We start from the raw sequence: 26,123 nt of genomic DNA, 5'->3' as shown, positions 1-26,123 counted from the left end.
TTAACTTGTTGACCTGTTAACAGGCTCACTTCAGCGCCGGTGCCCAGTTCCGCCACTCCTCGTCAGCTTTGTTATGAAGCGTGAAGACAGGGGAGTCCGTCAGGCGGTTGTCGGGGCTATTGGCTGCTTCTGTAGCGACAGCAATGCCTCCAGCCAGAATATTCTCAACGCTGCCGGTTTCCACCTGCGCACCGGAGAACAGACCAAAGTCCACCTTGATACCTGAATAATCCCAGAATTTACTGGTGCGGTTTATCAGCTGGCTGAATCTGGTTTCAATCGCCAGGTAGATTTGTACCTGCTGGCCGCTTGCGTTCAGGTCATAGCCTTTGACTTCACCAATGTGAATCCCCCGATAAAGCACAGGGGTACCAGCTTTAACTGAGCCAAGTGCTGGGCGAACCAGGGTCACTTTCAATGCGTCTGCTGGTGTGTCAGCGTACAGTCCCGCCTGCAGTTTGCCATTGAAATGAGCTGATTCAGAGACTGAGTTACCTGGCAATGACGAAATATATGGGCCGGTCAACAGGGTTTCCGGGGCTTTAATGCCAGCTAAAGATACCTGAGCATTAACCAGATAGTACTGGGTGTCAGCCCGCTGGAACTCAGCTGCATATTGCCCATAAAGCCAGGCTATTGCTTTGATGCTGCCAAGATCATCAGACAAAGAGACATGGTCAACTTCACCTATCTGGAAGCCTTTGTAGCGGATAGCTGCGCCAGCAGCTAAATCTGCATCGGCAGGGAAGGTCAGTTCAATCACTTTGGCCTGGGCTATAGCCAGTTGCTCACTGGCGTATAGGATTCCCTTGGTGCCAGCGACAGGTGTGTCTTCGAGTTGTCCAAGGCTAATACTACCTTTCAGTGCTCCTGCAAGTGGTGCAACTTTGACATCTACTCCTGATAGCCCTGCATTCACCTCAACAGCACTGTTTTGCCAGAAAACGGTACTGTCATTCAGTAACGATTTAAAGGTGGCGTGGATATTCAGGTTGACCGCAAAGTTCCCTTCTGAGGCAGACCAACTAACATCCGCAACGTCACCTACCTGCATTTTTTTGTAATAGACAGGAGAGCCGCTGGACACTCCCGCGCCATCCAAACTGGTCAGCGTAATTTTTTGCTGGCTGGCTGCGGTGAACTCCTGCTCTGCGGCTTCCCGTGAGGGAAAGACCTCAAGCAGGTCATTGTTGGTCATCAGGTTTCGACCTTTGCCTCTGACCAGATTAAAACTGCCTTTGAGCAGTGTGCCGGCATCCGAGGTTTTTACTGCAACTCCCTCAAGAGAGGCGTTAACTTCCAGCGCTGACTGACCATACAAATAGCTGCCATGGGAGAGCAGTGCGCTGAATTGAGCAGGGATTTCCAGTTGGTATTCTACACCGGAGAAATCTTTGGCCAGAGATACCGAAGTGACAGTGCCGATATCAAAGGCCTTGTATTTTATTGCTGCGCCAACGCTAACCCCGGGGTTGCTTTCACTGAAGGCTCTTAGCGTCAGGTGCTCACCTTTATCCTCCGGCTGACTCTCCAGCAACTGGTATGTTCCGGACGCCGGGCCTGAGCCTGGTATAAATTCAATCACGGCGCCGGTAACCAGTCTGGCGGCATGTTTGACGCCATCCAGTGAGATGTCGGCTCCCTGAAGGTAAAATTGGCTGCTGCCCGCGAGCAGGTCCTCGTAATCATTAAACAGTCGGGCGTTAAACCCTACACCTGTGTCAGACAAGCTGGTACCGAGGATCTCACCTATCTGCACGCCGCGAAGCTGGATTTTGGTGCCTTTACCTATGCCATCGGCATTCTGTGCACTGAGCAGAAAGTCACGGCCACCCAGAGCCTGCTGTTTATTGTCATACAGGTTGAAGGCTGTATTGTGCTGAGCCTGTGGCGCTGCAGGATCTGATGAAAAGGCGATACCGCCGGCCAGAATGGCGCTCAAGCTTTCGCTGTGGAATTTCACCCCGGAAAGGGATGCATCCACGCTGATCCCGGAGACATTCCAGAAGCGGGAATTGGTTTTTACCAGATAGGCATACTGCTCTTTAATAAAGGCTGAAATGGTAATACTTTGATCGGCTTCCAACTTGTAGCTGACGACGTCACCGACTGGGATCTGACTGAAAAAGACTTTGGAGCCGACGTCAACAGAGCCGAGTTGCATCGCCTTGAGTTCAACCACAACACCGGTTTCTCCTGGCTGTATGGCTGGCGCTTCCTGCAAGGCGACAAAGTTGCTTTGGGAGTCGCCGTCACCGGGCTGAACTGCGATATAGTTTCCGGAGAACAGCGCATCCAGACCTTCAACCCCGGTTATAGATGCTTTAGGGGTAACCAACCAGAACTTGGTGTTCTTCTTCAGGAATGGCTCAGCGCGATAATCCATCAGCACTTTGACATCCACGCCGGTCAGAGAGCTGTCCAGGCCGATATCGACGACCTTGCCCACATTGAGGCCCTGGTAACGAACCAGAGTTTTGCCCACATCAATCCCGGTGGCACTGGGAAAGTGGATTTCAATTTCAATACCCTGTTCTCGCAGGCTTTTAACCCCCAGCCAGCCGCCGAGGATCAGCGCTACTATTGGTAACAGCCAGATAGGGGAGAAGAGTTTCTTTTTAACGATTTTCGGCGGTTCTGCTTGCGTCATCTTGAGCTTCCAGTCGATCCCAGAGTAAACGTGTATCCAACACTTTGGCAGCCAGTTGAGTGAAGAGAATAACCAGGGCAAACGCTGTGGCTGCCGGCCCGGGTTTGGCATCCATCAATTGCCCCATATTGACCAGAGCAACGGTAATGGAAATAACAAAAAGGTCGAGCATGGACCATCGACCTATCCACTCAATAATATGGTATCCGGTCATCAGTACCCGCTTTGGAATAGGTATACGGAAACTGATGGCGGTCAGGTATATTGCCAGCCCGATAATCTTGGCCCAGGGCACCGCAATACTGGCAGTAAATACGATGATGGCAATAGGTAACATATCCAGATGTATCAGGTGTGCGATCCCGGTGAAAATGGTGTCATAAGCTATCTTCCCTTGGCTGGTCACTATGGTGATGGGGAACACATTTGCGGGGATCAGCAGCACGGCAGCAGTGATAAGCAGCGCCCAGCTTTGTTGCAGGCTGGCATAGTTGCGACACTTTAATTGTGTTCCGCATCTGGGGCAGGCCCCCAGGCTGACATCATTGGTCATTTGGCAAACCGGGCACTGGCATATGCCTATATCGCGGCCCTGCAGGCTATTTTTCATCCAGGAAACTCCACATATGCTGCAGGTCGTACTCTCTCAGCAGGAACAATACAGAGAGGAACAACATAGTGAAACAGAAGGTACCGATACTGAAATAGATGTCGGCGTGATCAGACAACTGGAAAGCGGACACCAGAAAACTAATCAGGTAGATCTCCAGCATGCTCAGTTGAGTCAGTAAAGATTGCTGGGTCAACAGCAGCTTTAGCAACCTGCGGCCCCATTTGCTATCAATTGCATATTTGATCAGCAGAATTTGACTGAGGATAGACAGGATCAATAATCCGGGGGCAATGACGGCAGCGACCATAACGGCGATGGCCACCACAGGATAGCCTTGCTCGAGTACCGCAGTTGCTCCGCCCATTACCGTCGTGGTGCGCACAGAGCCAAAGAAATGCAGCTCCATTACCGGTAGCAGGTTGGCAGGGAAATACAGAAAGAGCGCCGCCAGACAAATTGCCAACATACCGTTAATTGAACAGTAGGGGGTGTCATACAAAGCTGTGTGGCACCTTGGACACAGGGCTCTGACTCCCTGGGGGAGTTGCTGTTTGCTGACGACCAAATCGCAGGCCCGGCATAACACTATGTCTTCCGGCACCTGAGTGTCTTTGGCTGTGGTGTTGTGAGAATCCATGAGAGAGTGAGATCTACAGACCTGAGCTTCCTGTCTTTTTGAAGGCGAGATTATAAGTTATCAGCATTTCGAGCGCATCACCTGTACTGATGACAAGAGTGTTACAAAATCTTGCTGGCCATCAGTGAGTATCCGTGAATATACAGGGTAGGGGTATTCTATGAATATCTTATTTAAATATCAGTATTTAATTCACATTTTGCCAGTCTGGGTTGAAAGGTCTGCCAATAGTATGCAACTATACACTGTATATAAAAACAGTGCTTACTAATGTGGGGTAAATCATGGCTGTTGTGGTCCAGTATGTCGTGGTCAGAGAAGGGGTTGAGAAGATGACGTTTACTTCAAAAAAGGAGGCGGATGCATATGACAAGATGCTGGATATCGCCGATAACCTTATCCCTTTTCTGCAGCAGGCTGAAATAGAGATTGCCGAGAGCGAATCTGAAAAATTGGCTTTTTATATGGCAAATCATAAAGATGAGTTACTATCTTTGCTTAAAGGTGGCTCAGTCGCCACGAAACCAGCAGCTGCTGCACCGAAAAAAACAGCCAGGAAAGCGGCTGCTGCGGAAGATAAAGCATAGAGGTAACACCAGGGATGACACAGGTTTGCTATCAAACTCTCAATCGTCAGGCTGAAGCACTGCTGACGGGTGAGACCAACATGATTGCCGCCATGGCTAACTTTTCTGCATTGGTTAATGAGGCTCTGCCGGAACTGAACTGGGTCGGCTTTTATATCCGTGAAGGAGAGCAGTTGGTTCTTGGGCCTTTTCAGGGAAAGGTTGCCTGTGCACGTATTCCCTGGGGCAGAGGGGTATGTGGTACAGCCGCCGCGACCAATACCACTCAACTGATTGACGACGTGCACAGTTTTGAAGGCCATATTGCCTGTGACAGTGCCAGCAATGCGGAAATCGTGGTGCCGGTTCGTCATAAAGGTGAAGTGGTTGCGGTTTTGGATATCGATAGTCCCGAGTTCAACAGATTCGATGACATTGATCGCCAGGGGCTTGAAGCTTTGGTCAAAACCCTTGAATCTGCGTTGTTTGCTTAAACATTGACCGCTTTAATGTAATTCATGGTCGCAATCACCTGTGCGCGGCTTATAATATGCGGCCGTGCCTGAATAATTCCGACGCCCCGTGTGTCGAGTTGGCTTGCGCCATTGCATCAGGTATCTTGGAGTTTCGGAAACAGTCCGTAACAGAATGATTTTTGACGCTAAGTGACAGCACTTGGCAAACTTGACTTAACAAGCAGTAATGTCGATAGCCTCAGTGCTGACGCGTACCGGCTTGCAATATAACTGTGGAAGTAATGATGGAATCAACAGAAAAGTTGACCGACACCAACGCTATTCTGGCGTATTTGTATGAAACATTTCCTTTGTGCTTTATCGCCGAAGGTGAAACTAAGCCGCTAAAAATTGGATTGTTTCAGGATTTGGCTGAAAGGTTGGCTGATGATTCCAAAGTCAGTAAGACCCAGTTGCGAGTTGCACTGAGACGCTATACTAGTAGCTGGCGTTATCTGAAGTGCATCAAAGAAGGCGCTCAGCGCGTTGATCTGGACGGCAACCCATGTGGTGAACTGGAAGCCGAACATATCGAACACGCTCAGGCTACTTTGAAAGAAAGTCAGGAGCGTGCTCGCGCCAAGCGTGCAGAGCAGGCGAAAAAAGACAACGCCAATAAGAAGCAGGGCCAAAAGCCACGCAAAGAGTTCAACAAACAGCGCCCAGCCAAGGCCAAACGCCAGGACAAGCCAGCGGCCAAGAAAGCCCCTGCAGTTGCTGAAAATCTGGTACCGGCTCAGTTGAGTGAGTTGAAACAAAACCAGCGTGTTAATGTCAAACTGGGTATGACCCCTGTAAAAGGTCAGGTCGTAGACATTAACAAAGAGGATGTTCACGTACAGTTGGATACCGGTTTGACGGTCAAGGTACGAGTAGAGCACATCCTGGTGTAATCAATATTGTAAAGGAGTAACTTGTTGATGCGAAAACTGACTATTGCCGCGTCGATTGCCACCATGTTTGTCGGGATGTCGGCGTGGGCCATCTCCCCGGCAATTCAAATCAACGAGTTACCCACTCTCTCGCAGGAGCCACAACATAAAGTGGCCAGCAAGCGGGTAACAGGTTTGCTGACCCGCTCCCACTATCACAGATTCGATCTGAATGATGCATTCTCTGAGCAGATCTTCGATCGCTATCTGCAGCAGCTGGATTTCCGTCGCAATGTGTTCACTCAAGCGGACGTAGACGGTTTCAACAACTTCCAGAACCAATTCGACGATATGCTGAAAAGCGGCAATCTGGACAAGGCGTATCAAATGTACGACCTGGCCCAAAAGCGCCGTTATGAGCGTTTCGTATACGCCCTGTCTTTGCTTGACACCCCAATGGACTTCAATAAAGCCGGTGATGCCTATGTGTATGACCGTGAAGATGCGCCATGGGCAAAAGACGAAGCCGAGCTGAATGAGCTGTGGCGTCAGCGCGTTAAATATGACGCTCTTAACCTGAAGATGACAGGTAAGAACTGGGAAGAGATTGTTGATGTGCTGTCAAAGCGCTACAACAATGCCATCAAGCGTATTGGTCAAACCAAGAGTGAAGATGTGTTTCAGGGCGTAATGAACGCTTTTGCCCTTACTGTTGAGCCGCACACCAGTTATCTGTCACCCCGCAATGCCGAGCGTTTCCAGATGGAGATGAACCTCAGCCTGGAGGGTATTGGTGCCGTCCTGCAGATGGATGAAGATTACACTGTGATCAAATCTCTGGTTGCCGGTGGTCCGGCAGCCAAGAGTGAAAAGCTATCCCCTGAAGACAGAATTATCGGTGTTGGACAGGAAGGTGAAGAGGTTGTTGATGTGATTGGCTGGCGTCTTGATGACGTAGTCGAACTGATCAAGGGCCCTAAAGGCAGCAAAGTGGTACTTCAGGTTCTCCCCAAGAAGGGTGGGTCTAACGCCGAGCCTGTCGATATCACCATAGTTCGCGACCGGGTTCGCCTGGAAGACCGTGCAGCCACTTCTAAAGTTGTTGAAATGGAAGAGGGACAGTACGCCAAGCGTAAAGTGGGTGTGATTCAGATCCCCGGCTTCTACATGAACCTGTCCCGCGACGTGGAAAAAGAGCTGGAAAAACTGAAAGCCGACAATGTTGAAGGTGTCATTATCGATTTGCGTGGCAATGGTGGTGGTGCACTAACTGAAGCAACATTGCTGACCGGCCTGTTTATCGATATGGGCCCAGTTGTACAAATCCGCGATGCCAGTGGTCGTGTGACCCAGAACCGTGATAATGACGGTAAGGTTGCCTACAATGGCCCACTGACTGTGATGGTAGACAGGTACAGCGCTTCAGCCTCTGAGATTTTTGCTGCTGCTTTGCAGGATTATGACAGAGCTCTGATTGTGGGTGAGTCAACTTTCGGTAAGGGTACAGTACAGCAACATAAAGGGCTGGGTCGCATGTATGACATGTATGACAAGCCGTTAGGCCATGTGCAGTACACCATAGCCAAGTTCTATCGCATTAACGGTGGCAGTACCCAACTGAAAGGTGTTACTCCGGATATTCCATTCCCGAGCGCGCTGAAGCCCGGCGAGTATGGCGAATCTGAAGAGAAGAATGCACTGCCGTGGGATCAGGTTGCTGTGGCTCAGTACACCTCATTGGGTGATGTTTCCAACGGCCTTATCTCGGCGCTTGCTCAGAAGCATGATCAGCGTATCAAGCAAGACCCTGAGTTTGCTTACATCTTTGACGATATTGCTGAATACAAGAAGCAGGAAGATGAGAAGTCCATCTCGCTGGTTGAGTCAGAGCGTGTTAAGTCCCGTGAGGATGATGATCAGAAAGCGCTGGAACGCACCAATGACCGCCGTGTAGCAGCTGGATTCAAGCCTGTTAAGTCGCTGGAAGATATTCCCGACGAAGAGGAACTGGATGCACCTGATCCATTCCTGGACGAAACTGCAATGATCACCCTGGATATGGTGGACGTTGAAAAGACTGCCAAAACTCAGGCCAGATAAGTTGTAATTCGATTTTAAAAAACGCGCTCTCAGGCGCGTTTTTTGTAGCTATAGAAAGAAGGATGAATTTGTTATGTCCCAGACTGAGGCGAAACATTTAAAAGATTATCGTGCCCCGGATTTCACCATAGAGTCTATTGCACTGGATGTTAATCTGGCGGGTAAAGCGACCAAAGTGGTAGCAACAAGCCGTGTGCGTCGACTGGCAGATGAAGGGACGCCACTGCTGCTTGATGGCGATGGTATGCAGTTGGAGTCGGTTAAAGTCGATGGCACAGCGGTAGAGTATGACCAGTTTGAGGGTGGTTTGCGTCTGGCTCCGGCACCTTTGGAATTTGATTTAGAGATAGTGACTCTGCTTGACCCGGAGGCCAACACCAGCCTGGAAGGCCTTTATATGTCAGACGGTGCTTACTGCACCCAGTGTGAAGCGGAAGGATTCCGTCGTATTACATATTTCCTCGATCGTCCGGACGTACTGGCTAAATACACGGTACGGATTGAAGCCGATAAATCTTTCCCCTTCCTGCTCAGCAACGGCAATCTGATTGAACAGGGTGAGCTGGACAATGGCCGTCATTTTGCCTGCTGGGAAGATCCATTCCCCAAACCTTCCTATCTGTTTGCACTGGTAGCCGGTGACTTTGATCTGTTGGAAGACAAGTTTGTGACCCGCAGTGGCCGCGATGTCAAACTTCAGGTGTTTGTTGATAAGGGCAATCTGGGTAAGGCTGGCCATGCTATGGAATCCTTGAAGAAAGCCATGGCCTGGGACGAATCACGTTTTGACCTCGAGTACGACCTGGATATCTATATGATTGTGGCGGTCGACTTCTTCAATATGGGGGCCATGGAAAATAAGGGGCTGAACATCTTCAACACCAAGTATGTGTTGGCTGACAGCGACAGTGCCACTGACGATGACTTCCATGGAATCGAATCCGTGGTAGGGCACGAATATTTCCATAACTGGACAGGTAACCGTGTTACCTGTCGCGACTGGTTTCAGTTAAGTCTTAAAGAGGGACTGACGGTATTCCGTGATCAGGAGTTCAGTGCGGATATGGGATCTCCGGCAGTGAACCGGATTCAGGCGATTAAGGTGATTCAAAACCAGCAGTTTGCTGAAGACGCTGGCCCTATGGCCCATCCAATCCGTCCCCAGTCAGTGATTGAAATGAACAACTTCTATACAGTCACTGTTTACAACAAGGGTGCGGAAGTCATTCGCATGATGCATACCTTGCTTGGAGAAGCAGGCTTCCAGAAGGGGATGAAGCTCTACTTCGAACGCCATGACGGCCAGGCGGTAACCTGTGACGACTTTGTCTCTGCAATGCAAGACGCCAGCGGCGTCGACCTGGCTCAATTCCGTCAATGGTATGAGCAGGCGGGCACCCCTGTGGTGACAGTAACAGACAGCTTTGATGCAGTTGCCGGCAGATACGAGTTGACTATCAGCCAGGAAAACCCGGTTGCCGGTGAAAATGCCAAACCTCTGCATATCCCGTTTGACCTGGAACTGCTGGGCGCTGACGGTACGTCGGTATTCTCCAAAGTGCTGGACGTGAAACAGAAGCAGGAAACCTTTGTATTCGAAGGCCTGGGTTCAGAGGTTGTTCCTTCTTTGCTGCAAAACTTCTCAGCGCCGGTGAAGTTGAAGTACGACTACAGTGTTGAGCAAATGGTGCATCTGATGCGTCATGCCGGTAGTGAGGTGGCTCGTTGGGAAGCGTCCGTGGCGCTTATCAGTCAGGCAGTTTGGCAGAACGTAGCGCGACTGCAACAGAGTGAAGCCATGCATCTGGACCCTCGCGTTGTGGATGCATTCAGAGGTGTATTACTGGATAGCAATCTAGACGCCGCTATGGTGGCCGAAATCCTGAATATCCCGTCTGCTCAGGCGCTGGTCGAGCAGGTCGATAAGGTTGATTTGGATCTGCTGCTGGCTGCACGAGAGTTTGTCATCGAAGAGATGGCTGCCAGCTGTGAAGATGAACTGCTGGCAGTTTATCGTGCCAACTCTTTCGAAGACTCAGTGCAGGCAAGAGCGCTGAAAAATGCTGCCCTTGTATGGTTGTGCCAGGTGAACGAAGATCATCAGGCCTTGGTCTCTGCGCAATTTGAAGCGGCTTCCAATATGACAGATGCACTGGGGGCCTTGGTTGCTGCCAATCGTGCGAGCTTGCCACTGCGTGACCAGTTAATGGCTGAATTTGAAAGCCGCTGGAAAGAGACGCCATTGGTAATGGACAAGTGGTTTATGTTGCAGGCAATGCAGGATACAGACACCTGTATTGACCGTATTCAATCTTTGCGTGGTCACGCGGCATTCAGTATGAATAACCCAAACCGGGTGCGTTCACTGATAGGGTGTTTCGCTGCGGCCAACACCGCTCAGTTTCACAGAGCAGACGGAAAAGGCTATCAGTTTATGACCGATTGTCTGAAGGAACTGAATAAGCTTAATCCTCAGGTAGCGGCCCGCATCATGACGCCTCTTATCCAGTTTGCCAAGTTTGATGACAGCCGACAGCAAATGATGAAGGACTGCCTGAAGCAACTCCAGACCATGCCGGATCTGGCCCGTGATCTTTACGAAAAAGTAGAAAGAGCGTTACAGGATTAAGCATTGGAGTGGGGTCAGTAATGGCCCCAATTGATTGAAGATGGAGTTTATTTTCAGCTTAAATCTGACTTACCGTGAGTTTATGCCTTACTACCGCGGTGATGTTGATAAGGTAGAAGTTCGGGACCGCCGGGGCACACGTTTGTGGATTAATTGTCGGCACTTCAGGCGTTTTTTAACCCCCTCAGGTATCCATGGATGGTTCCGTTTGGTGTTAAACGAAAAAGGTGACGTTGTATCACTTGAATTGATTTAGAGTAATTACTTCAAACGAATGCTTGATTCAAGCGAATGATTTATTAGCCTTTGCTGTTCGCTATCTTATTGATACACATTCAATTACCCCCGGTAATCATGGTTAACATGTACCGGGGGTAATTTTTTTCAAATAACAGCGCTTTTCCTGCCCATGATGTAAAGGGTAAGTGCCCAATTCTTATTAAAATTTTCTTAAAATCCGCCTTGCTCATCCCCCGCAAATCCTGTAACAATGGTGTTACCTGTAGGCTAACAAGATGTTGGTTGAAATTCCTATAACAACGAATCCAGGCAGGTTACGGAGAGAAGCTAAAATGAAAATTGTTAAAGGCGGATTTAACAAGTCGGCAATAGCATTGGGGGTAGCGTCGGCCATCAGTATGGGCATTTTGCCCGAGGCCAGTGCATTTTCCTTTAATTGGGGAGATGTAGACGGTTCTTTTGACTCGACTTGGACTGCCGGCGCAAGCTGGCGCACGGAAGATAGAGACTGGGACTATATTGGTAAGGTTAACCAACCCCGATTTGATTGGACGGGTTATTCAGCCTTCGGAAATACCCTCTACACCCCTCAGGAAATCTGGGCTCAGCCCGGTTCATACTCCAGTAACAATGACCTGAGTAACCTCCTGTATGCGCAGGGCGATACCACATCCGAAATCGTAAAAGGTCTGCACGAGCTTTCGCTGAGCTACGAAAACTTCGGTCTGTTTGCCCGGGGTATGTATTTCTACGACAACAAGAAAGTTAATGGCGACTTTGGCTACAGTGATCCTCTGACCGGTGCCGAATTCGACCCCTGTGAAGATAAGCGTGCCGAAGAGGTGATCTGTAAGGATATCCGCCTGCTGGATGCCTTTGTGTATGCAGACTTCGATTTCAATGACGGCCGCAACCCGCTGTCGGTGCGTGTTGGTAACCAGGTGATCTCCTGGGGTGAAAGTACTCTGATTGCCCATGGTATCAGTGTCATTAACCCGGTTGACCTGAATATTCTGAATGCCCCGGGCGCTGAGCTGAAAGAAGCCTTCCGCCCTCAAGGCATGCTGTGGGCGTCATTGGGTATTACCGACAGCCTGTCGATGGAAGCCTTTTATCAGTATGAATGGAAGCCTATCTGGGTTCCGCCCCCAGGGTCTTTCTTCTCGACCAATGACTTTGCCGGTTTCGGCGGTTATTCCCAGAATGCTCAACTTGGCTTCAACGCCAACCCGGACATGAACCTGGATTTCCTGACCGGTGAATATGAGAAGTTGGCAGCAATGTTGACCTCCGGTCAAACCATTCCGACTGAAGATTTGATTAACCTGGCGTTGGCTTATCCAACCAAGGCAACTTTGGTGCAGGATGAGATGGAGCCTGAAGATGGTGGTCAGTATGGTGTGAAACTGGGTTACTACGCGCCTGAGCTGGGTGAAACCGAGTTTGGCTTGTACTTCATTAACTATCACAGCCGTCGTCCGCTGATCTCAGGGACTACCGCTGATTTCTCTGTCGGCACTTTGCTGAACGATTTAGCCACTGTTGGCCGCAATGCTGGCAATATAGATCGTGATGTTATGTTGCAACTGGATAGCTTCTCCAAAGCTCAGATCGTTTATCCGGAAGATATCAAGCTTTATGGCTTCAGCTTCAATACCCTGATTGGCGATACCTCGGTTGCTGGTGAAATTGCTCACCGTCAGGATGAGCCGCTGCAGATTGATGATGTTGAACTGCTGTTTGAAGCTATGCCTCAGCAGCTGGCCAATGCAGGTTTCCGCCCTGATCTGGATGGACTGTCTCAGTACGGTGAATTTATCGGTCCGGTTGCCCCGGGCGATTATGCTCAGGGTTATATTCTGCGTGATACCACTCAGGCACAGATGACATTTACCCATCTGTTCGGCCCTGTTCTGGGCACTGACAACCTGACAGCCCTGGCTGAAGTGGGTGGCGTATGGATCCATGATATGCCGTCCCATGACGAGCTGCGATTGAACGGACCGGGTACCGGACGTTCAGGTGGCAATCCTGACATGCCAGGTATTATTCAGGCGCTGCACAATGGCCCTGAAACCAATCCATTCCCAACTGATTTTGCCTGGGGTTACCGACTGGTGGGTAAAGCGGACTACTTCAACGTGTTTGCCGGTGTGAACATGTCTGCGCGTCTGATTTTCTCCCACGATGTTAATGGTATTACACCAGATCCTATGTTCCTGTTCACTGAAGGTAAGAAGTCGGTGGCAGCAGGTCTGAACTTTGATTATCAGAGCAAGTGGGGGCTGGATGTTTCCTACAACTCCTTCTTTGGTGGGGTAGGGACTACCAACCTGATGTCAGACCGCGACTATGTGTCGTTCAATATCAAGTATTCAATCTAATAAGGACAATAATATGAATAAGCTAACGATATTGTCTGCAGCAGTAATGGTTGGATTGGTGTCCACTGCTGTTGATGCCAAGGTATCTCCTGAAGAGGCGGCCAAACTGGGTACTACTCTGACGCCGATTGGCGCAGAGAAGGCCGGTAATGCTGATGGTTCTATCCCTGCATGGGATGGCGGAATTACCAAGCCGGTTGACGGCTATAAGGCTGGCGATCATCACCCTGATCCTTATCCAAATGACAAGGTGCTGTATACCATTACCAACGCCAACAAGGATAAGTACAAGGAGTTTCTGACTCCCGGTCAGATGAAGCTGTTTGAGCTGTATCCTGACACTTATAAAATGAATGTGTATCCGACCCGCCGCAGCGCGTCTCTGCCTCAGTTCGTTTATGATGCAACCAAGGCAAATGCTACCCGCGCCGAGTTGGTAGCTGATGGTAATGGATTGAAAGGCGCCGCCATTGGCGTGCCGTTCCCGATTCCTGCCAATGGTCTTGAGGTGATCTGGAACCACATCCTGCGTTTCCGTGGTGTTGATGCGGAGACAGAGCGTAACCAGGCGTCTCCAACCAAGGGGGGCGACTACACTCTGGTTGAACTGTCAGAGAAGCTGAGATTTGAGTACTCCCGTCCAGAGGCCACTCCTGAGCAGCTTGCTGACGATAACACTCTGTTCTACTTCAAGCAGGTCGTGTCTCAGCCAGCACGTCTGGCGGGTACCGCACTGCTGGTTAAAGAGACCATGGACCAGGAAGCGCTGCCACGTCAGGCCTGGACCTACAACACAGGTCAGCGCCGTGTTCGTAAGGCGCCAAACGTAGCTTTCGATACTCCTGGAACTGTATCTGATGGTCTGCGTACCACGGATGACTATGACATGTTCAATGGTTCTCCATCCCGTTATGACTGGGAGCTGGTTGGCAAGAAAGAGATCATCATTCCTTATAACGAGTACCGCCTGCATTCAGACGAGGTCGACTACGACCAGATCCTGACACCTGGACATATCAACCCTGATCTTGTCCGTTGGGAAAAGCACAGAGTCTGGGAAGTTAAGGCAACTCTGAAAGATGGTATGCGTCACATCTACAAGACTCGTGTGTTCTACATTGATGAGGACTCCTGGCAGGTGTCTGCAACGGATATGTACGACAACCGTGATGAGTTGTATCGCGTAGCTTTCGCTCATAACCTGAACTACTACGAAGTGCCAACGCCATGGAGTACGCTCGAGGTATTCCACGACCTGCAATCACGCCGTTATCTGGCGATTGGTCTGGATAACGAAGGCCGCATGTACGACTTCGACGCTAACCTCCGCTCTTCTGAGTTCACCCCCGCAGCGCTGCGCCGCAGCGGTATCCGCTAACACCAGCAGTCTACAGGGCACCTTCCCGGTGCCCTGATATTTTAAAGGAAGTTTGTATGTTGTCTTGCATGCTTCGTAGCGCCTGTGCTTTGGGAGTTATCTCACTCCTGTCTACACCGGTTCAGGCTGCTTCAATCGAATCTCAAATCCAACCTTTGGCACAATCCTCTCTGCTGCTTGATATCGCACCTGCCGGCGACACCTTGGTGAGTGTGGGTGAGCGGGGACATGTGCTGGTGCTCGATGGTGATGAGTGGCAACAGGTGGAAACGCCAGTTAACTCATTACTGACCAAGCTGTTTTTTCTAAACGATAAGTTGGGATGGGCGGTAGGGCACGATGCCACCATATTGCACACTCAGGATGGCGGTCAGTCCTGGCAAAAGCAGATGCAGTCCAAAGAGTTGGAAAAACCGTTTCTGGATGTACTGTTTTTTAATGATAAGGAGGGCGTAGCTATTGGCGCTTACGGCCTTTTTTATCGCTCGCTCGACAGTGGTCAGACCTGGACGGAAGAATTCCATAGTGAACTTTTGTTTGAGGAAGATGTTGATTACCTGAATGACCTCAAGTCCCAGGATGAACAATTGTACCTGGACGAGCGCGCCTATCTGCTGCCCCATTTCAATCGTATTCTTCCCCTCTCTGATGGCCGTTTATTGCTGCTGGGTGAGCTGGGAATGGTGGCGGTATCCAGTGACAAAGGGAAAACCTTTGACGCGCTGGATTTTGTTTACGATGGGTCTATGTTCAACGCTATTGAACTGGGGGACAGGATCTACTTGATGGGACTAAGAGGACACCTGTTCTCCACCGACAGCGAGCTGAGTGAATTTACCCAGATTGAGCTTCCGGTCAGTGCCACGGTCAATGGCGCAACCCAAACCCGCGATGGTAATGTGTGGTTTGTCGGTAATGCCGGAATGGTGCTTAAAATGTCACCTGATGGAGAGATCAGTGAACTGGAAAAGCGTCAGGGTGAAAGTCTGGTGTCCATTATCCAGGATAAAGATGGCCGCGTATGGCTGTCCGGTACTTCGGGAGTGGTGCAGTTACAGGGGGAGTAATTCCCTGTGCTGAAACTCTCAAGCCAACAAGAATAACAACAGGGCCTGAAAGATGTTAGAAAAATTGGTCAACGGATTTGAATCCTTTCTGTTCCGGCGCCGTGCAGCCGTCATTGTACTGTTCGCACTGATCACCGTATTTCTCGGTTATCAGGCAAGCCAACTGCGCATGGATGCAGCTTTTGTCAAAAATATTCCGCTCAAGCATGAATATATGCAGACCTACCTCAAGCACCAGCAGGAGTTTGGGGGCGCCAACAATATTATGGTGGCCGTACAGGACACCAGCGGTAATATTTTTAATCCCGAATTCTTCGATACCTTAAGAAAAGTACACGATCAGCTTTTCTTTATCCCGGGTGTAGACAGATCTCTGGTTAAATCCCTCTACTCACCCTCTACCCGATTTACTGAAGTGGTTGAAGATGGCTTTGCCGGAGGGCCTGTCATTCCCGCCGACTTTGCCAATACCACTGCAGGTTTGGAAATCGTTCGTAATAACATTGAGAAAGCCGGGATTGTTGGTCGCCAGATAGCGGAAGATTACTCGGCCGCTATGGTTACCGCCCAGTTGATGGACTTCGATCCGCAAACCGGTGAACCTCTGGATACCATAGCGTTCGCTGAGCAGCTGGAGAAAGAGCTCAGGGCTCAATATGAGACCGACGAGATTAAGATCCATATCATCGGCTTTGCCAAGATGGCGGGAGATGTTGCTGATGGTGCCAAGGGCGTTGTGCTCTTCTTCCTGATCGCCATCTTAATCACAGCTGTGATGGTGTATTTCTTCTCTCACTCTGTGGTGCTGACGCTGTTGCCTCTGGTGTGCAGCCTGATAGCGGTTATCTGGCAGCTTGGTCTGCTGACTGTTGTCGGCTTTGGTCTGGACCCTATGTCGATTCTGGTACCTTTCCTGGTGTTCGCGATTGGGGTGAGCCACGGGGTACAGATGATTAACTCTGTGCGTCGTCGGGTCCTGGATGGTCAACAAACCAAAGCGGCTGCGGCATCGGCTTTCCGCGCTCTGCTGGTTCCCGGCGGGGTCGCCTTGTTGTCAGATACCGTCGGCTTCCTGACCCTGCTGGCGATCGATATCGGCATTATCCGTGAGCTGGCGATTTCAGCCTCTCTGGGTGTGGCGGTTATCATTCTGACCAACCTGGTTTTGTTGCCTTTGCTGATCTCTTACACCAATCTTAAGCAGGATAAGCTCGGGGTTGATGTAAATCGCGATGCCAAGGTACAGAAAATCTGGCAATCACTGTCTAAATTCGCCACGCCTAAGTATGCAGTTGTGGTATTGGGTGTGACAGCTGTGCTGTATGCCGCAGGTTTGCAGCAGGCCAACAAGATGAAGATTGGTGATCTGCATGCAGGCGCGCCAGCCCTGCACCAGGATAGCCGTTACAATCAGGATACCTTCTTTATTACCGATCACTTCTCTATCACCACTGACGTGATGACAGTGATAGTCGAGGCCTTCCCCGAGGCCTGTACCTACCATGAAGTGCTCACGCAAATCGATGAGTTTGAGTGGCTGGCTGCCAACACCCCTGGGGTAGAGTCCTCGGCCAGTCTGGCTTCCGTGGCCAAGAAAGTAAATGCCGGTTTTAACGAGGGCAACCCCAAGTGGCAGTTGCTGCCTCGCACCACTGCCAGTCTGGTTCAGGCGATTGGAAGAGTACCAACAAGTTCAGGTTTGTTGAACTCTGATTGTTCTGTAATGCCTGTGTATCTGTTTTTGGAGGACCACAAGGCTGAAACCATTGAAGTGGTGGTCGATAAGGTGAAGGAACTGTCTGCCAAAATGGATAACGACCAGCTGAAGTTTAAGTTGGCGTCCGGTCCTGTCGGCGTGATGGCTGCAACCAATGAAGCCGTGGCTGAAGCCCAGCTGCCTATGATGATCTATGTCTATGGTGCAGTATTTGTACTTTGCCTGATCAGCTTCCGCTCGCTGCGGGCCACAATCGCTGTGATTGTGCCACTGTACGTGGTGTCTACCCTGGCACAGGCGCTGATGACTCAATTGCAAATCGGTCTGGCCGTCAGCACCTTGCCGGTTATTGCCCTGGGGGTCGGTATTGGTGTGGACTATGGCATCTACATTCTGTCTACCATGTCTGCCAAGTTGAAGGATGGCATGGTGGTGCAGCAGGCTTATCTTGAAGCTTTGATGGAGCGGGGTAGTGCGGTCATTTTCACCGGATTGACGCTGGCAATCGGTGTCAGTACCTGGTTTTTCTCGGCACTTAAGTTCCAAATGGATATGGGGATTTTGCTCACCTTTATGTTTTTGGTAAATATGCTTGGGGCCATTATTATTCTGCCGGCACTGGCCGCGGTATTCTGGCGAAAGCCTAAAGTATGAAAATAGAAAGGGAGCATTTGCTCCCTTTCTGTTATTGAATAGTTAATCTATTTTGCTGGTTCTTTTTTCATTCGTTCAACTAAATCCCCGCCAATACTGGATAAATAGAGAATGTCACTCTAAAATTTCCCTCGAACTAGGATGAATTTAGTAATACACTTCCAACGATGATCTGGGTCACAGAATTGGTGGGCCGGACCATGAGTAGGAGTTTGTATATAACGATAAAGCGCTGCCATAGACGCTTAAGGAAACAGCAACATGGCCTTGAAAGATGCAATGCCCTCAGTACTACTGGAAAATGTAGTCAGCCTTATTCACTCCAAAGTCCCTCAAACACAAGCAAAGCAAGTTGAGCAGTTTGCCATTGGTCTTTATTCCCAAATGTCAAAAGAAGATCTGCATCAACGCAACGACAGCGACCTGTACGGTGCAGCCCTGAGCCTGTGGAATTCTGTTAACTCCACGCCAGTTGGCCAGAGTCACCTGAGGGTATTTAACCCAAGTCAGTCCAAGCATGGCTGGCAGTCAACCCACTCGATTATTGAGATTATCCACCCTGATATGCCTTTCCTGGTGGATTCAGTGGGTATGGCACTTAACCGTTTGGGCATTACTGCTCATATGTTATTGCATTCGCCCTTTGCCATTGAGCGCAAAGATGGCCTGGTGACCAAATTGGGGACGGTCTCAGGTGCAGATGCAAAAGCAGAAAAAGTTGCAGTATTTGCCATCGAAATTGACCGTCAAAGCGGAAGTAAAGATATCAAGGCGCTGGAAGGGGAGATCCAGTCAGTACTTGCTGATGTCGCAGCATCCGTTAATGACTGGCAGGCAATGTCAAACAAACTAAAAGAAACAATTGACGAGTTGCCAAAGCTGCCTTTCCCCGGCGAAAAAGAAGAGCGCCAGGAAGCCATAGATTTTCTGACCTACCTGAACAACCATCATTTCACTCTGCTCGGCTATCGCCGTTATGACCTCAACCGGGTAGAGGGTGATGTTGAACTGGTGCCTGATATGGCAAGCAGCCTGGGTTTGATGAATAAACCAGGAAAGACCCAGCCGGACCATGGCCTGTTGCTGTCGACCCTGTCAGAAAATGCCCGTAAGGAAGCGCTGGACAAGAGCCTGCTTATTTTGACCAAGAGCAGTGCCAAGAGCCGGGTTCATCGTCCTGCCTATGTGGACTACATCGGCATTAAGCGTTTTGACAAGAAAGGCAATGTCATAGGCGAAGACAGATTCCTCGGTCTGTACGCTTCCAACCTGTATAACCGCAGTCCAAGGGAAATCCCACTGCTGTCCCAGAAGATTAATCGTGTACTTGAGTTGTCGGCGTTGGCGCCACGCTCTCATGATTACAAGGCTCTGGTGAACATTCTGGAGAATCTGCCCCGCGATGAGCTGATCCAGGCCAATGTTGAAGAACTGTGGTCTATCGCCCGCGGCGTGCTGCAGATGCAGGACAGGGACAAGCTGAAACTGTTTGTACGTAAAGACGGTTTTGGTCGCTTCTTCTCCTGTATGGTTTATGTCTCCAAAGACAGATATAACACCAAGCTGCGTGAAGACACCCAACGTATTCTGGCCAAGCATTTTAACAGCGACAAAGAGGTGGAATTTACCACTTACTTCTCCGAGTCAACTCTGGCCCGGACCCACTACATAGTGAATGTCGATAACAATAATATGGATGTGGATGTGGCAGCGATTGAAACAGACCTGATTGAAGCGGCGCGCTCCTGGGAAGACAAACTCTACAGCGCATTGAATACCGCACTTGGCGATGATGTTGGTAACCGCCTTGCCAAAACCTTCTCCAATGCGTTCCCGCGCAGCTACAAGGAGGATGTATTCCCAAGCTCAGCAGTTGTGGATTTGCAGCAGCTGGAAGCGCTGGATGACAGTCACGATCTGGGCATGCTCTTCTATCAGCCGCAGGAAACCTCGCTGACAGACAACAAGGTACGCCTCAAGCTGTTCCACAAGGATGAGCCAATCCACCTGTCCGATGTGCTGCCAATGTTGGAGAACTTCGGTCTGCGTGTGATCAACGAACGTCCATACGAGATTATTACCAACGACGAAGAGACTTATTGGATCCTCGACTTCCTGATGACAGTCAAGGATGCCAACACTGAGAGCCTGGCGGATTGTCAGGACAGATTCCAAAGCGCCTTGTCCGATGTCTGGAATAAGCAGCTGGAAGATGACGGCTTTAACCGCATGGTGCTGTCTACCAGTCTGACTGGCCGTGAAGTCTCCATTATTCGTGCATACGCCAAGTATATGCGTCAAATTGATGCGACTTTCTCTCAGGCATACATTGAAGAAACCTTCAGCCGCTATCCTCAGCTTGCCGAGCTGCTGGTGAAGATGTTTATTCGCAAGTTCAATCCAAAGCTGCGTACCCGCACGCTGGATAAGCTGCAGGAGCAGATTGAACGCCGTCTGGATGATGTTTCCAGCCTGGATGACGACCGTATTATTCGCCGCTACCTGGATCTTATCCACGCTACGCTGCGAACCAACTTCTATCAGACGCTGGAAGGTGGCACCAACAAGCCTTACATCTCATTCAAATTCTCTCCTGAGATGATCCCTGAGATGCCAAAGCCGCTGCCTAAATTTGAGATCTTTGTTTACTCACCAAGAGTCGAAGGTGTTCACCTGCGGGGCGGTAAGGTCGCCCGTGGTGGCCTGCGCTGGTCAGATCGTCGGGAGGATTTCCGTACCGAAGTACTGGGTCTGGTAAAAGCCCAGCAGGTTAAGAACACGGTAATTGTGCCTGTGGGCGCAAAAGGTGGTTTTGTTTGTAAGCAGCTGCCGACTGAAGGTGGTCGCGAAGCCTTCTTCACTGAAGGTCAGGAGTGTTACAAGCTGTTTATCCGCGGTTTGCTGGATATCTCCGATAACATCAGCAACGGTGAAGTTGTCGCACCGGCCGATGTAGTGCGTCACGACGAAGACGACCCATATCTGGTTGTTGCCGCAGATAAGGGCACTGCAACCTTCTCTGATATCGCCAACTCCATCGCCATCGAATATGGCTTCTGGCTGGGTGATGCGTTCGCGTCCGGTGGCTCCAACGGTTATGACCACAAGAAGATGGGGATTACCGCCAAGGGTGCCTGGGAGTCTGTGAAGCGCCACTTCCGTGAAATCGGTATCGATTGCCAGACCACAGAGTTTACCTGTGTGGCGGTGGGCGATATGGCCGGTGACGTATTTGGTAACGGTATGCTGCTGTCTGAGTACACCTGCCTGGTGGGTGCATTCAACCATATGCACATCTTTATCGACCCGACTCCGGATCATAAAACCAGTTACGCCGAGCGTCAGCGTTTGTTCGATCTGCCGCGTTCCAGCTGGGACGATTACAACCGCGACTTGATCTCCAAGGGCGGTGGTATCTTCCTGCGCAGTGCCAAGTCTATTTCCCTGACGCCGGAAATGAAAAAACTGCTGGATACCAAGAAGTCTTCCATGACGCCGACTGAGCTGATCAAAGAGTTGCTCAAGTCTAAAGTGGACCTGATCTGGAACGGTGGTATCGGTACCTATGTGAAGGCGAGCAGCGAGTCCAACTCCGAGGTGGGTGACCGTGCCAACGATGCCCTGCGCATCGATGGTAAAGAGGTTCGCGCCAAGATCATCGGTGAGGGTGGTAACCTGGGTTGTACTCAGCTGGGTCGTATTGAGTACGCTGCCACAGGTGGCCGTATGAATACCGACTTCGTGGATAACGTAGGTGGTGTAGACTGCTCGGATAACGAAGTTAACATCAAGATTCTGCTTAACAGCCTGGTGGATGACGGTGAACTGACCGTTAAGCAGCGTAACCGTCTGCTGGTTGAGATGACAGATGAAGTGTCTGACATCGTGCTGCAGGACTGTAACGATCAAACCCGTTCTATCTCTGTGACTCAGGTTCGCGGTGCTGAGCAGCTCAAAGAGCAGATCCGCTTTATCCATTACCTGGAGAAAGAGGGCAAGCTGGACAGAGCGCTGGAGTTCCTGCCGACCGAAGAGGAGCTGGCTGAGCGTCTGGCAAGTGGCCGTCCGCTGACACGTCCTGAGCTGTCTGTACTGGTGGCGTACGCCAAGATGGTGCTGAAGGAGCAGTTGGTCACACCGGAAATCACCGATGATGCTTTCCTCAGCCAATTGCTGATTGCCTACTTCCCGCAGAAATTGCAGAAGAAGTATGCTGACCGCATGGTTAACCACCCGCTGCGTGGTGAAATTATTGCGACCTCGCTGGCTAATGAACTGGTCAACGACATGGGCCTGAATTTCGTGCAGCGAATGCAAGATGAGACAGGTGCCACAGTCGCAGAGGCAGCGATATGTTACACTATCGCCCGCGAAGTCTTTGGTTTGGCTGAATTAACCAAGTCGATTACTGATTTGAATGGTATCATTCCTGCTGTTGTACAGGGTGAGATGCTGCATCAACTGCGTCGAAACCTGCGTCGTTCATGTCGCTGGTTCCTGCGTCACCGTAACCGCAGTATGAGCATCGAGCAGACAGTAGCCTTCTTCAAGCCAGTGTTTGAAGAGCTGCACGCCAACGTTCAAAACTTTATGATTGAGGACGAAGTGGCGGCCCTGGATACCGAGGCCAAATCTCTGATGCGCGAAGGGGTCCCCGAGCCTGTAGCCGCTGTTATTGCCAATATGAGCACTCTGTTCTCTACCCTGGACATTGCTCAGATTGCGCAGGCAGAGAACAAATCTGTTCCGCTGGTGGCAGAAACCTACTTCAAGCTTGGCGCGAAGGTGGATCTGCACTGGTTCCTGGATCAGATCAGTGCACAGCCTGTTACCAATCACTGGCAGGCACTGGCCCGGGCAGCATTCCGTGAGGAACTGGACTGGCAGCAGCGCTCCCTGACCTCTGTGGTTCTGGGAACCTGCACCGATACCTGCAGTGCAGAGTCCATTATTGCTCAATGGATTGAGGAAAATCAGTCGCTGCTGGAGCGTTGGCTCCATATGCTGGCTGACTTCAAGACATCGCAAAGCCACGAATTCGCCAAGTTCTCGGTTGCCTTGCGTGAGCTGAATTTGCTTATCCTTCACTGCGAAGGACAAAAGTAAGCTAATAACAATATGAAAATAAGAGCCCTGGCGAATGCCGGGGCTTTTTTAGGTCTAGGAGAAAACATGTTTTATAAAATAGCGCAGAAAGTGATGTTCCAGATGAATCCGGAGCAGGCTCATAACGTGGCAATGACAGGCCTCCGTGCGACCGGTAACTCACCTCTGAACTGTTTTTATCGACAGGACATCATTCCGGCGCCTGTGACAGTGATGGGAATCACTTTCCCTAACCCGGTAGGTCTGGCAGCTGGGATGGACAAAGATGGTGAAGCCATTGATGCGTTTGCAGCTATGGGCTTTGGTCATATTGAAGTCGGTACCGTGACCCCACGTCCTCAGCCAGGTAACGACCTGCCACGTTTGTTCCGCATTAAGCCTGCCAAGGCGATTATCAACCGCATGGGCTTTAACAACAAAGGTGTCGACCATCTGGTGGCCAATTTAAAAGCTGCCAGGTCCGGGGCGCTGGTGGGCGTTAATATTGGTAAAAACCGTGATACGCCGGTAGAGCAGGGTAAAGATGATTACCTGATCTGCATGGAAAAGGTGTATGAATATGCGGCTTACATTGCGGTTAACATCTCTTCACCAAATACTCCTGGCCTGCGTACCCTGCAATACGGTGAGTTGTTGGATGAGCTGCTGAGTGCGTTAAAAGCCAAGCAAAAAGAGTTGGCTGAGAAGCATGGAAAATATGTACCAATTGCACTGAAAATTGCACCGGATTTGACTCCGGATGAAATTGAAAAGATCGCTGAGTCGTTAATCAAGAATGAATTTGATGGTGCGATCGCCACCAATACGACTTTGACCCGCGATGGTGTAAATGGTCTGAAGAACAGTAATGAAACCGGTGGCCTGAGTGGCAAACCGTTGAATGAGCTGTCCACCAAGATTATTAAGCAATTGGCAGATGCTTTAAAAGGTAAAATGCCAATTATTGGAGTGGGTGGAATTAACAGCGCTGAAGATGCATTGGCGAAAATTGATGCTGGCGCTGAAATGGTTCAGATCTATTCAGGCTTTATCTATCAGGGACCTCAGTTGATTAAAGAGATCTCTGATGCGTTCAGAACCAAATAAAATCATTCAGTATTTTATTTAGGATCCAAAAACGCCGATCGCGATCCTTATTAGATCTGAAAACGATCTAAAGGGGATCGCGATATTTTTATATAAAACAGCAACTAACTTGTAAATTCCCTTTGAGTTTGACTATTTTTTCAACTATTATCGAGCTGATATCGGATAATAGGTAGACGTTATGCTATTAATGCCACAGCAGGATTGGCAGTGGAGTTATAACGATGCGTACAATTCGCTGAGCGTTTCGTTAGGCGCAGAAATGGAATTTCTGACTCCCTACCAAAAGAAATTACTGATACCCGACGCAATGTCGCCAATGGAATTTAGCATGGAACAGGCTAAGTTCTATATTGCTATGCTTGAATGTCTGCAAAAGCATTTATCTGTACCTGATGCTGAAATAGTTCAAATTTCACTCAACGCAACAGCTGCTCATTTTATGCTCAAGCCTCAAATGCCAAAGTCATGGTTTTTTGATGCCTGCGATGAGTGTGTATATTGCGATGTTGGAAAATTATTTGAACTGGCGACAACCAAGAAACAAAGAGTATTGGTTTTGGTCGTAGAGAACGGCTTGCAAGCCGCTCAGGTTATGTTGCTGAGTCCGGAGTGCGAACTTTCTGAAGTGAAGAGTATGGTTAAATTTGAAACCATTAAGGTTATGCATAACCGCCTTCAGCCAATTAAAGTCAGTCGTCAGGTTATTGCCGCTTAATAATTGTCCTTACGCGGCAATATTCCACTTTCCCACCCATTGAATTTTTGTCGGCCCGGTTGAGCTTTTGCGCCTCAATGTTTTATAAAATGGGGTAAAGCACTTCAATAGACAAAGCCCCCATGTCTGTATTTTCGCCTGATGGCAAATTCACCCGTTTTATTTATCAGCACGCCAGGGTAGTGCACGCATTTAAGTTGTTCCTCGCTTTGTTGATAGCCATTGTGATTAATGGCATCTGGCCCTTACCTCATTTTATCTGGAGCATGGTCACCATAGTGATCATTATGCTGGGCCTGCCTCAGGTGGGCAGTGCGCTGGAAAAGTCTTTGCAACGTGCCATCGGAACCTGTGTAGGTTCACTATGTGGCGTGCTGTTAATCATTGGTTTTCAGAATTACTGGGCTCTGATGGTTTTGCTGGCGATGGCGGTGGGGTTGGTCTGTTATATAGGCAAAGGCAGATACAGTTATGCTTACCTGGTCACCGGCTTTACCATGATTATTGTGGTGGGGGATGCCAACCACGATACGACTGAGGCCGTTTGGCGAACAGCCAATATTCTGCTGGGGTGTTTGATTGCGGTATGCGTTTCTCTGTTTATACTGCCGATAAAGGCCAAGCAGGACTGGCGGCAGCAACTGTCTGCAGTGTTTGCCAAACAGGCCTCAATGTTGAAAACACATCTCAGCGCCGGGATAAATGGCGCAGAAGATTGCCGGGCCGAACTTGAGTCAACCATGAAGTCGGTTCTTGCGCAAAAGAAACTCTTCTTCTCACTGGAGTGGGAAAGTCGCACCTTAAGACACCATAAGCAAAGGCTGGAGCAACTCACTCAGGAGCAAATACGTTTGGTCACCCTGATGGAAATTCTCAGTCAAACCCGCTGGCGCGATGATGAATACAGCTCCTACGCCAAAATCAATCAACTCGCTGTTCGCCTGCTGCCTGTTCTTGAGTCACTGAGTCAATACGTGGCAGGTACCAGTCAGTCTCTGGCACCCTTACCTGAGCAGATGGGAATGACCCTGCATCAGGAGCTGCTGGCATCATTGGATGAGCATGAACAGCATCAGTTTGCGCTGACAGGATACACCTGGCTCTTGTATCAATACGCCTGTGCCGTTGAAAGCCTGCATGCGGATATTGCTGCTCTGGGGACAATAGCAAGAAGCCATTAACCCTAGTCGG

The 26,123-nt window shown here is 49.9% G+C and carries 17 protein-coding genes; 14 read left to right on the top strand and 3 right to left on the bottom strand.

Annotated elements, in window-relative coordinates; all coding sequences use genetic code 11:
• Positions 1–25: 25 nt before the first annotated feature.
• The 3 genes from L2725_RS10505 to L2725_RS10495 are packed head-to-tail and all read right to left on the bottom strand — an operon-like array spanning position 26 to position 3,900.
• A complete protein-coding gene (locus tag L2725_RS10505; RefSeq protein WP_249248920.1) occupies positions 26–2,650 on the bottom strand; it encodes a PqiB family protein in 2,625 nt (874 codons plus the stop codon).
• Positions 2,619–3,260, bottom strand: a complete 642-nt coding sequence (locus L2725_RS10500; protein WP_248935624.1) for a paraquat-inducible protein A — start codon at positions 3,258–3,260, stop codon at positions 2,619–2,621. The genes L2725_RS10505 and L2725_RS10500 overlap by 32 nt, the downstream gene beginning before the upstream one ends.
• Positions 3,250–3,900, bottom strand: coding sequence for a paraquat-inducible protein A (locus tag L2725_RS10495; protein WP_249248919.1), 651 nt, complete (start codon positions 3,898–3,900; stop codon positions 3,250–3,252). The genes L2725_RS10500 and L2725_RS10495 overlap by 11 nt, the downstream gene beginning before the upstream one ends.
• 284 nt (positions 3,901–4,184) lie before the next feature.
• Between L2725_RS10495 and L2725_RS10490 the strand changes: the two genes are divergently transcribed.
• The 14 genes from L2725_RS10490 (at position 4,185) to L2725_RS10425 (ending at position 26,113) form a co-directional block, all read left to right on the top strand.
• Positions 4,185–4,487 carry a YebG family protein gene (locus tag L2725_RS10490; RefSeq protein WP_249248918.1) on the top strand — a complete coding sequence of 101 codons (303 nt, stop codon included), beginning with the start codon at positions 4,185–4,187 and terminating at the stop codon, positions 4,485–4,487.
• Between the two features lie 14 nt (positions 4,488–4,501).
• On the top strand, positions 4,502–4,960 hold the full coding sequence (locus L2725_RS10485; RefSeq protein ID WP_248935621.1) for a GAF domain-containing protein: 459 nt from the start codon (positions 4,502–4,504) through the stop codon (positions 4,958–4,960).
• 266 nt (positions 4,961–5,226) lie between these two features.
• On the top strand, positions 5,227–5,874 hold the full coding sequence (gene proQ / locus L2725_RS10480) for an RNA chaperone ProQ (RefSeq protein WP_248935620.1): 648 nt from the start codon (positions 5,227–5,229) through the stop codon (positions 5,872–5,874).
• Between the two features lie 27 nt (positions 5,875–5,901).
• Positions 5,902–7,953 (top strand): carboxy terminal-processing peptidase, encoded by a 2,052-nt coding sequence (prc, locus tag L2725_RS10475; RefSeq protein ID WP_249248917.1) that lies wholly within the window; start codon positions 5,902–5,904, stop codon positions 7,951–7,953.
• Positions 7,954–8,026: 73 nt separating this feature from the next.
• The gene (gene pepN / locus L2725_RS10470) at positions 8,027–10,582 is read left to right on the top strand and encodes an aminopeptidase N (protein WP_249248916.1); all 2,556 of its coding nucleotides are present in this window, start codon (positions 8,027–8,029) and stop codon (positions 10,580–10,582) included.
• A 40-nt stretch (positions 10,583–10,622) separates the two neighbouring features.
• Complete coding sequence (locus tag L2725_RS10465; protein WP_249248915.1) at positions 10,623–10,838, top strand: DUF2835 domain-containing protein; 216 nt, start codon at positions 10,623–10,625, stop codon at positions 10,836–10,838.
• 316 nt (positions 10,839–11,154) lie between these two features.
• Entirely contained in the window at positions 11,155–13,206 is a 2,052-nt protein-coding gene (locus L2725_RS10460) for a DUF1302 domain-containing protein (RefSeq protein ID WP_249248914.1), read from the top strand.
• 13 nt (positions 13,207–13,219) lie between these two features.
• The gene (locus L2725_RS10455) at positions 13,220–14,584 is read left to right on the top strand and encodes a DUF1329 domain-containing protein (RefSeq protein ID WP_249248913.1); all 1,365 of its coding nucleotides are present in this window, start codon (positions 13,220–13,222) and stop codon (positions 14,582–14,584) included.
• Positions 14,585–14,640: 56 nt separating this feature from the next.
• A complete protein-coding gene (locus L2725_RS10450) occupies positions 14,641–15,651 on the top strand; it encodes a WD40/YVTN/BNR-like repeat-containing protein (RefSeq protein WP_249248912.1) in 1,011 nt (336 codons plus the stop codon).
• Between the two features lie 52 nt (positions 15,652–15,703).
• Positions 15,704–18,022 (top strand): efflux RND transporter permease subunit, encoded by a 2,319-nt coding sequence (locus L2725_RS10445; protein WP_249248911.1) that lies wholly within the window; start codon positions 15,704–15,706, stop codon positions 18,020–18,022.
• Positions 18,023–18,283: 261 nt separating this feature from the next.
• Positions 18,284–23,128, top strand: coding sequence for an NAD-glutamate dehydrogenase (locus tag L2725_RS10440; RefSeq protein WP_248935613.1), 4,845 nt, complete (start codon positions 18,284–18,286; stop codon positions 23,126–23,128).
• 66 nt (positions 23,129–23,194) lie between these two features.
• Positions 23,195–24,214: a quinone-dependent dihydroorotate dehydrogenase gene (gene pyrD, locus L2725_RS10435; protein WP_249248910.1), complete on the top strand. Its 1,020-nt coding sequence runs from the start codon at positions 23,195–23,197 to the stop codon at positions 24,212–24,214.
• Positions 24,215–24,395: 181 nt separating this feature from the next.
• Positions 24,396–24,932 (top strand): cell division protein ZapC, encoded by a 537-nt coding sequence (locus tag L2725_RS10430; protein ID WP_115138422.1) that lies wholly within the window; start codon positions 24,396–24,398, stop codon positions 24,930–24,932.
• A gap of 122 nt (positions 24,933–25,054) precedes the next feature.
• The gene (locus L2725_RS10425) at positions 25,055–26,113 is read left to right on the top strand and encodes an FUSC family protein (protein WP_249248908.1); all 1,059 of its coding nucleotides are present in this window, start codon (positions 25,055–25,057) and stop codon (positions 26,111–26,113) included.
• Positions 26,114–26,123: the final 10 nt, after the last annotated feature.

The organism is Shewanella corallii, from assembly GCF_023349125.1.
GTDB classification, from domain to species: domain Bacteria; phylum Pseudomonadota; class Gammaproteobacteria; order Enterobacterales; family Shewanellaceae; genus Shewanella; species Shewanella corallii.
This window is presented reverse-complemented; position numbering and strand designations above follow the sequence as displayed.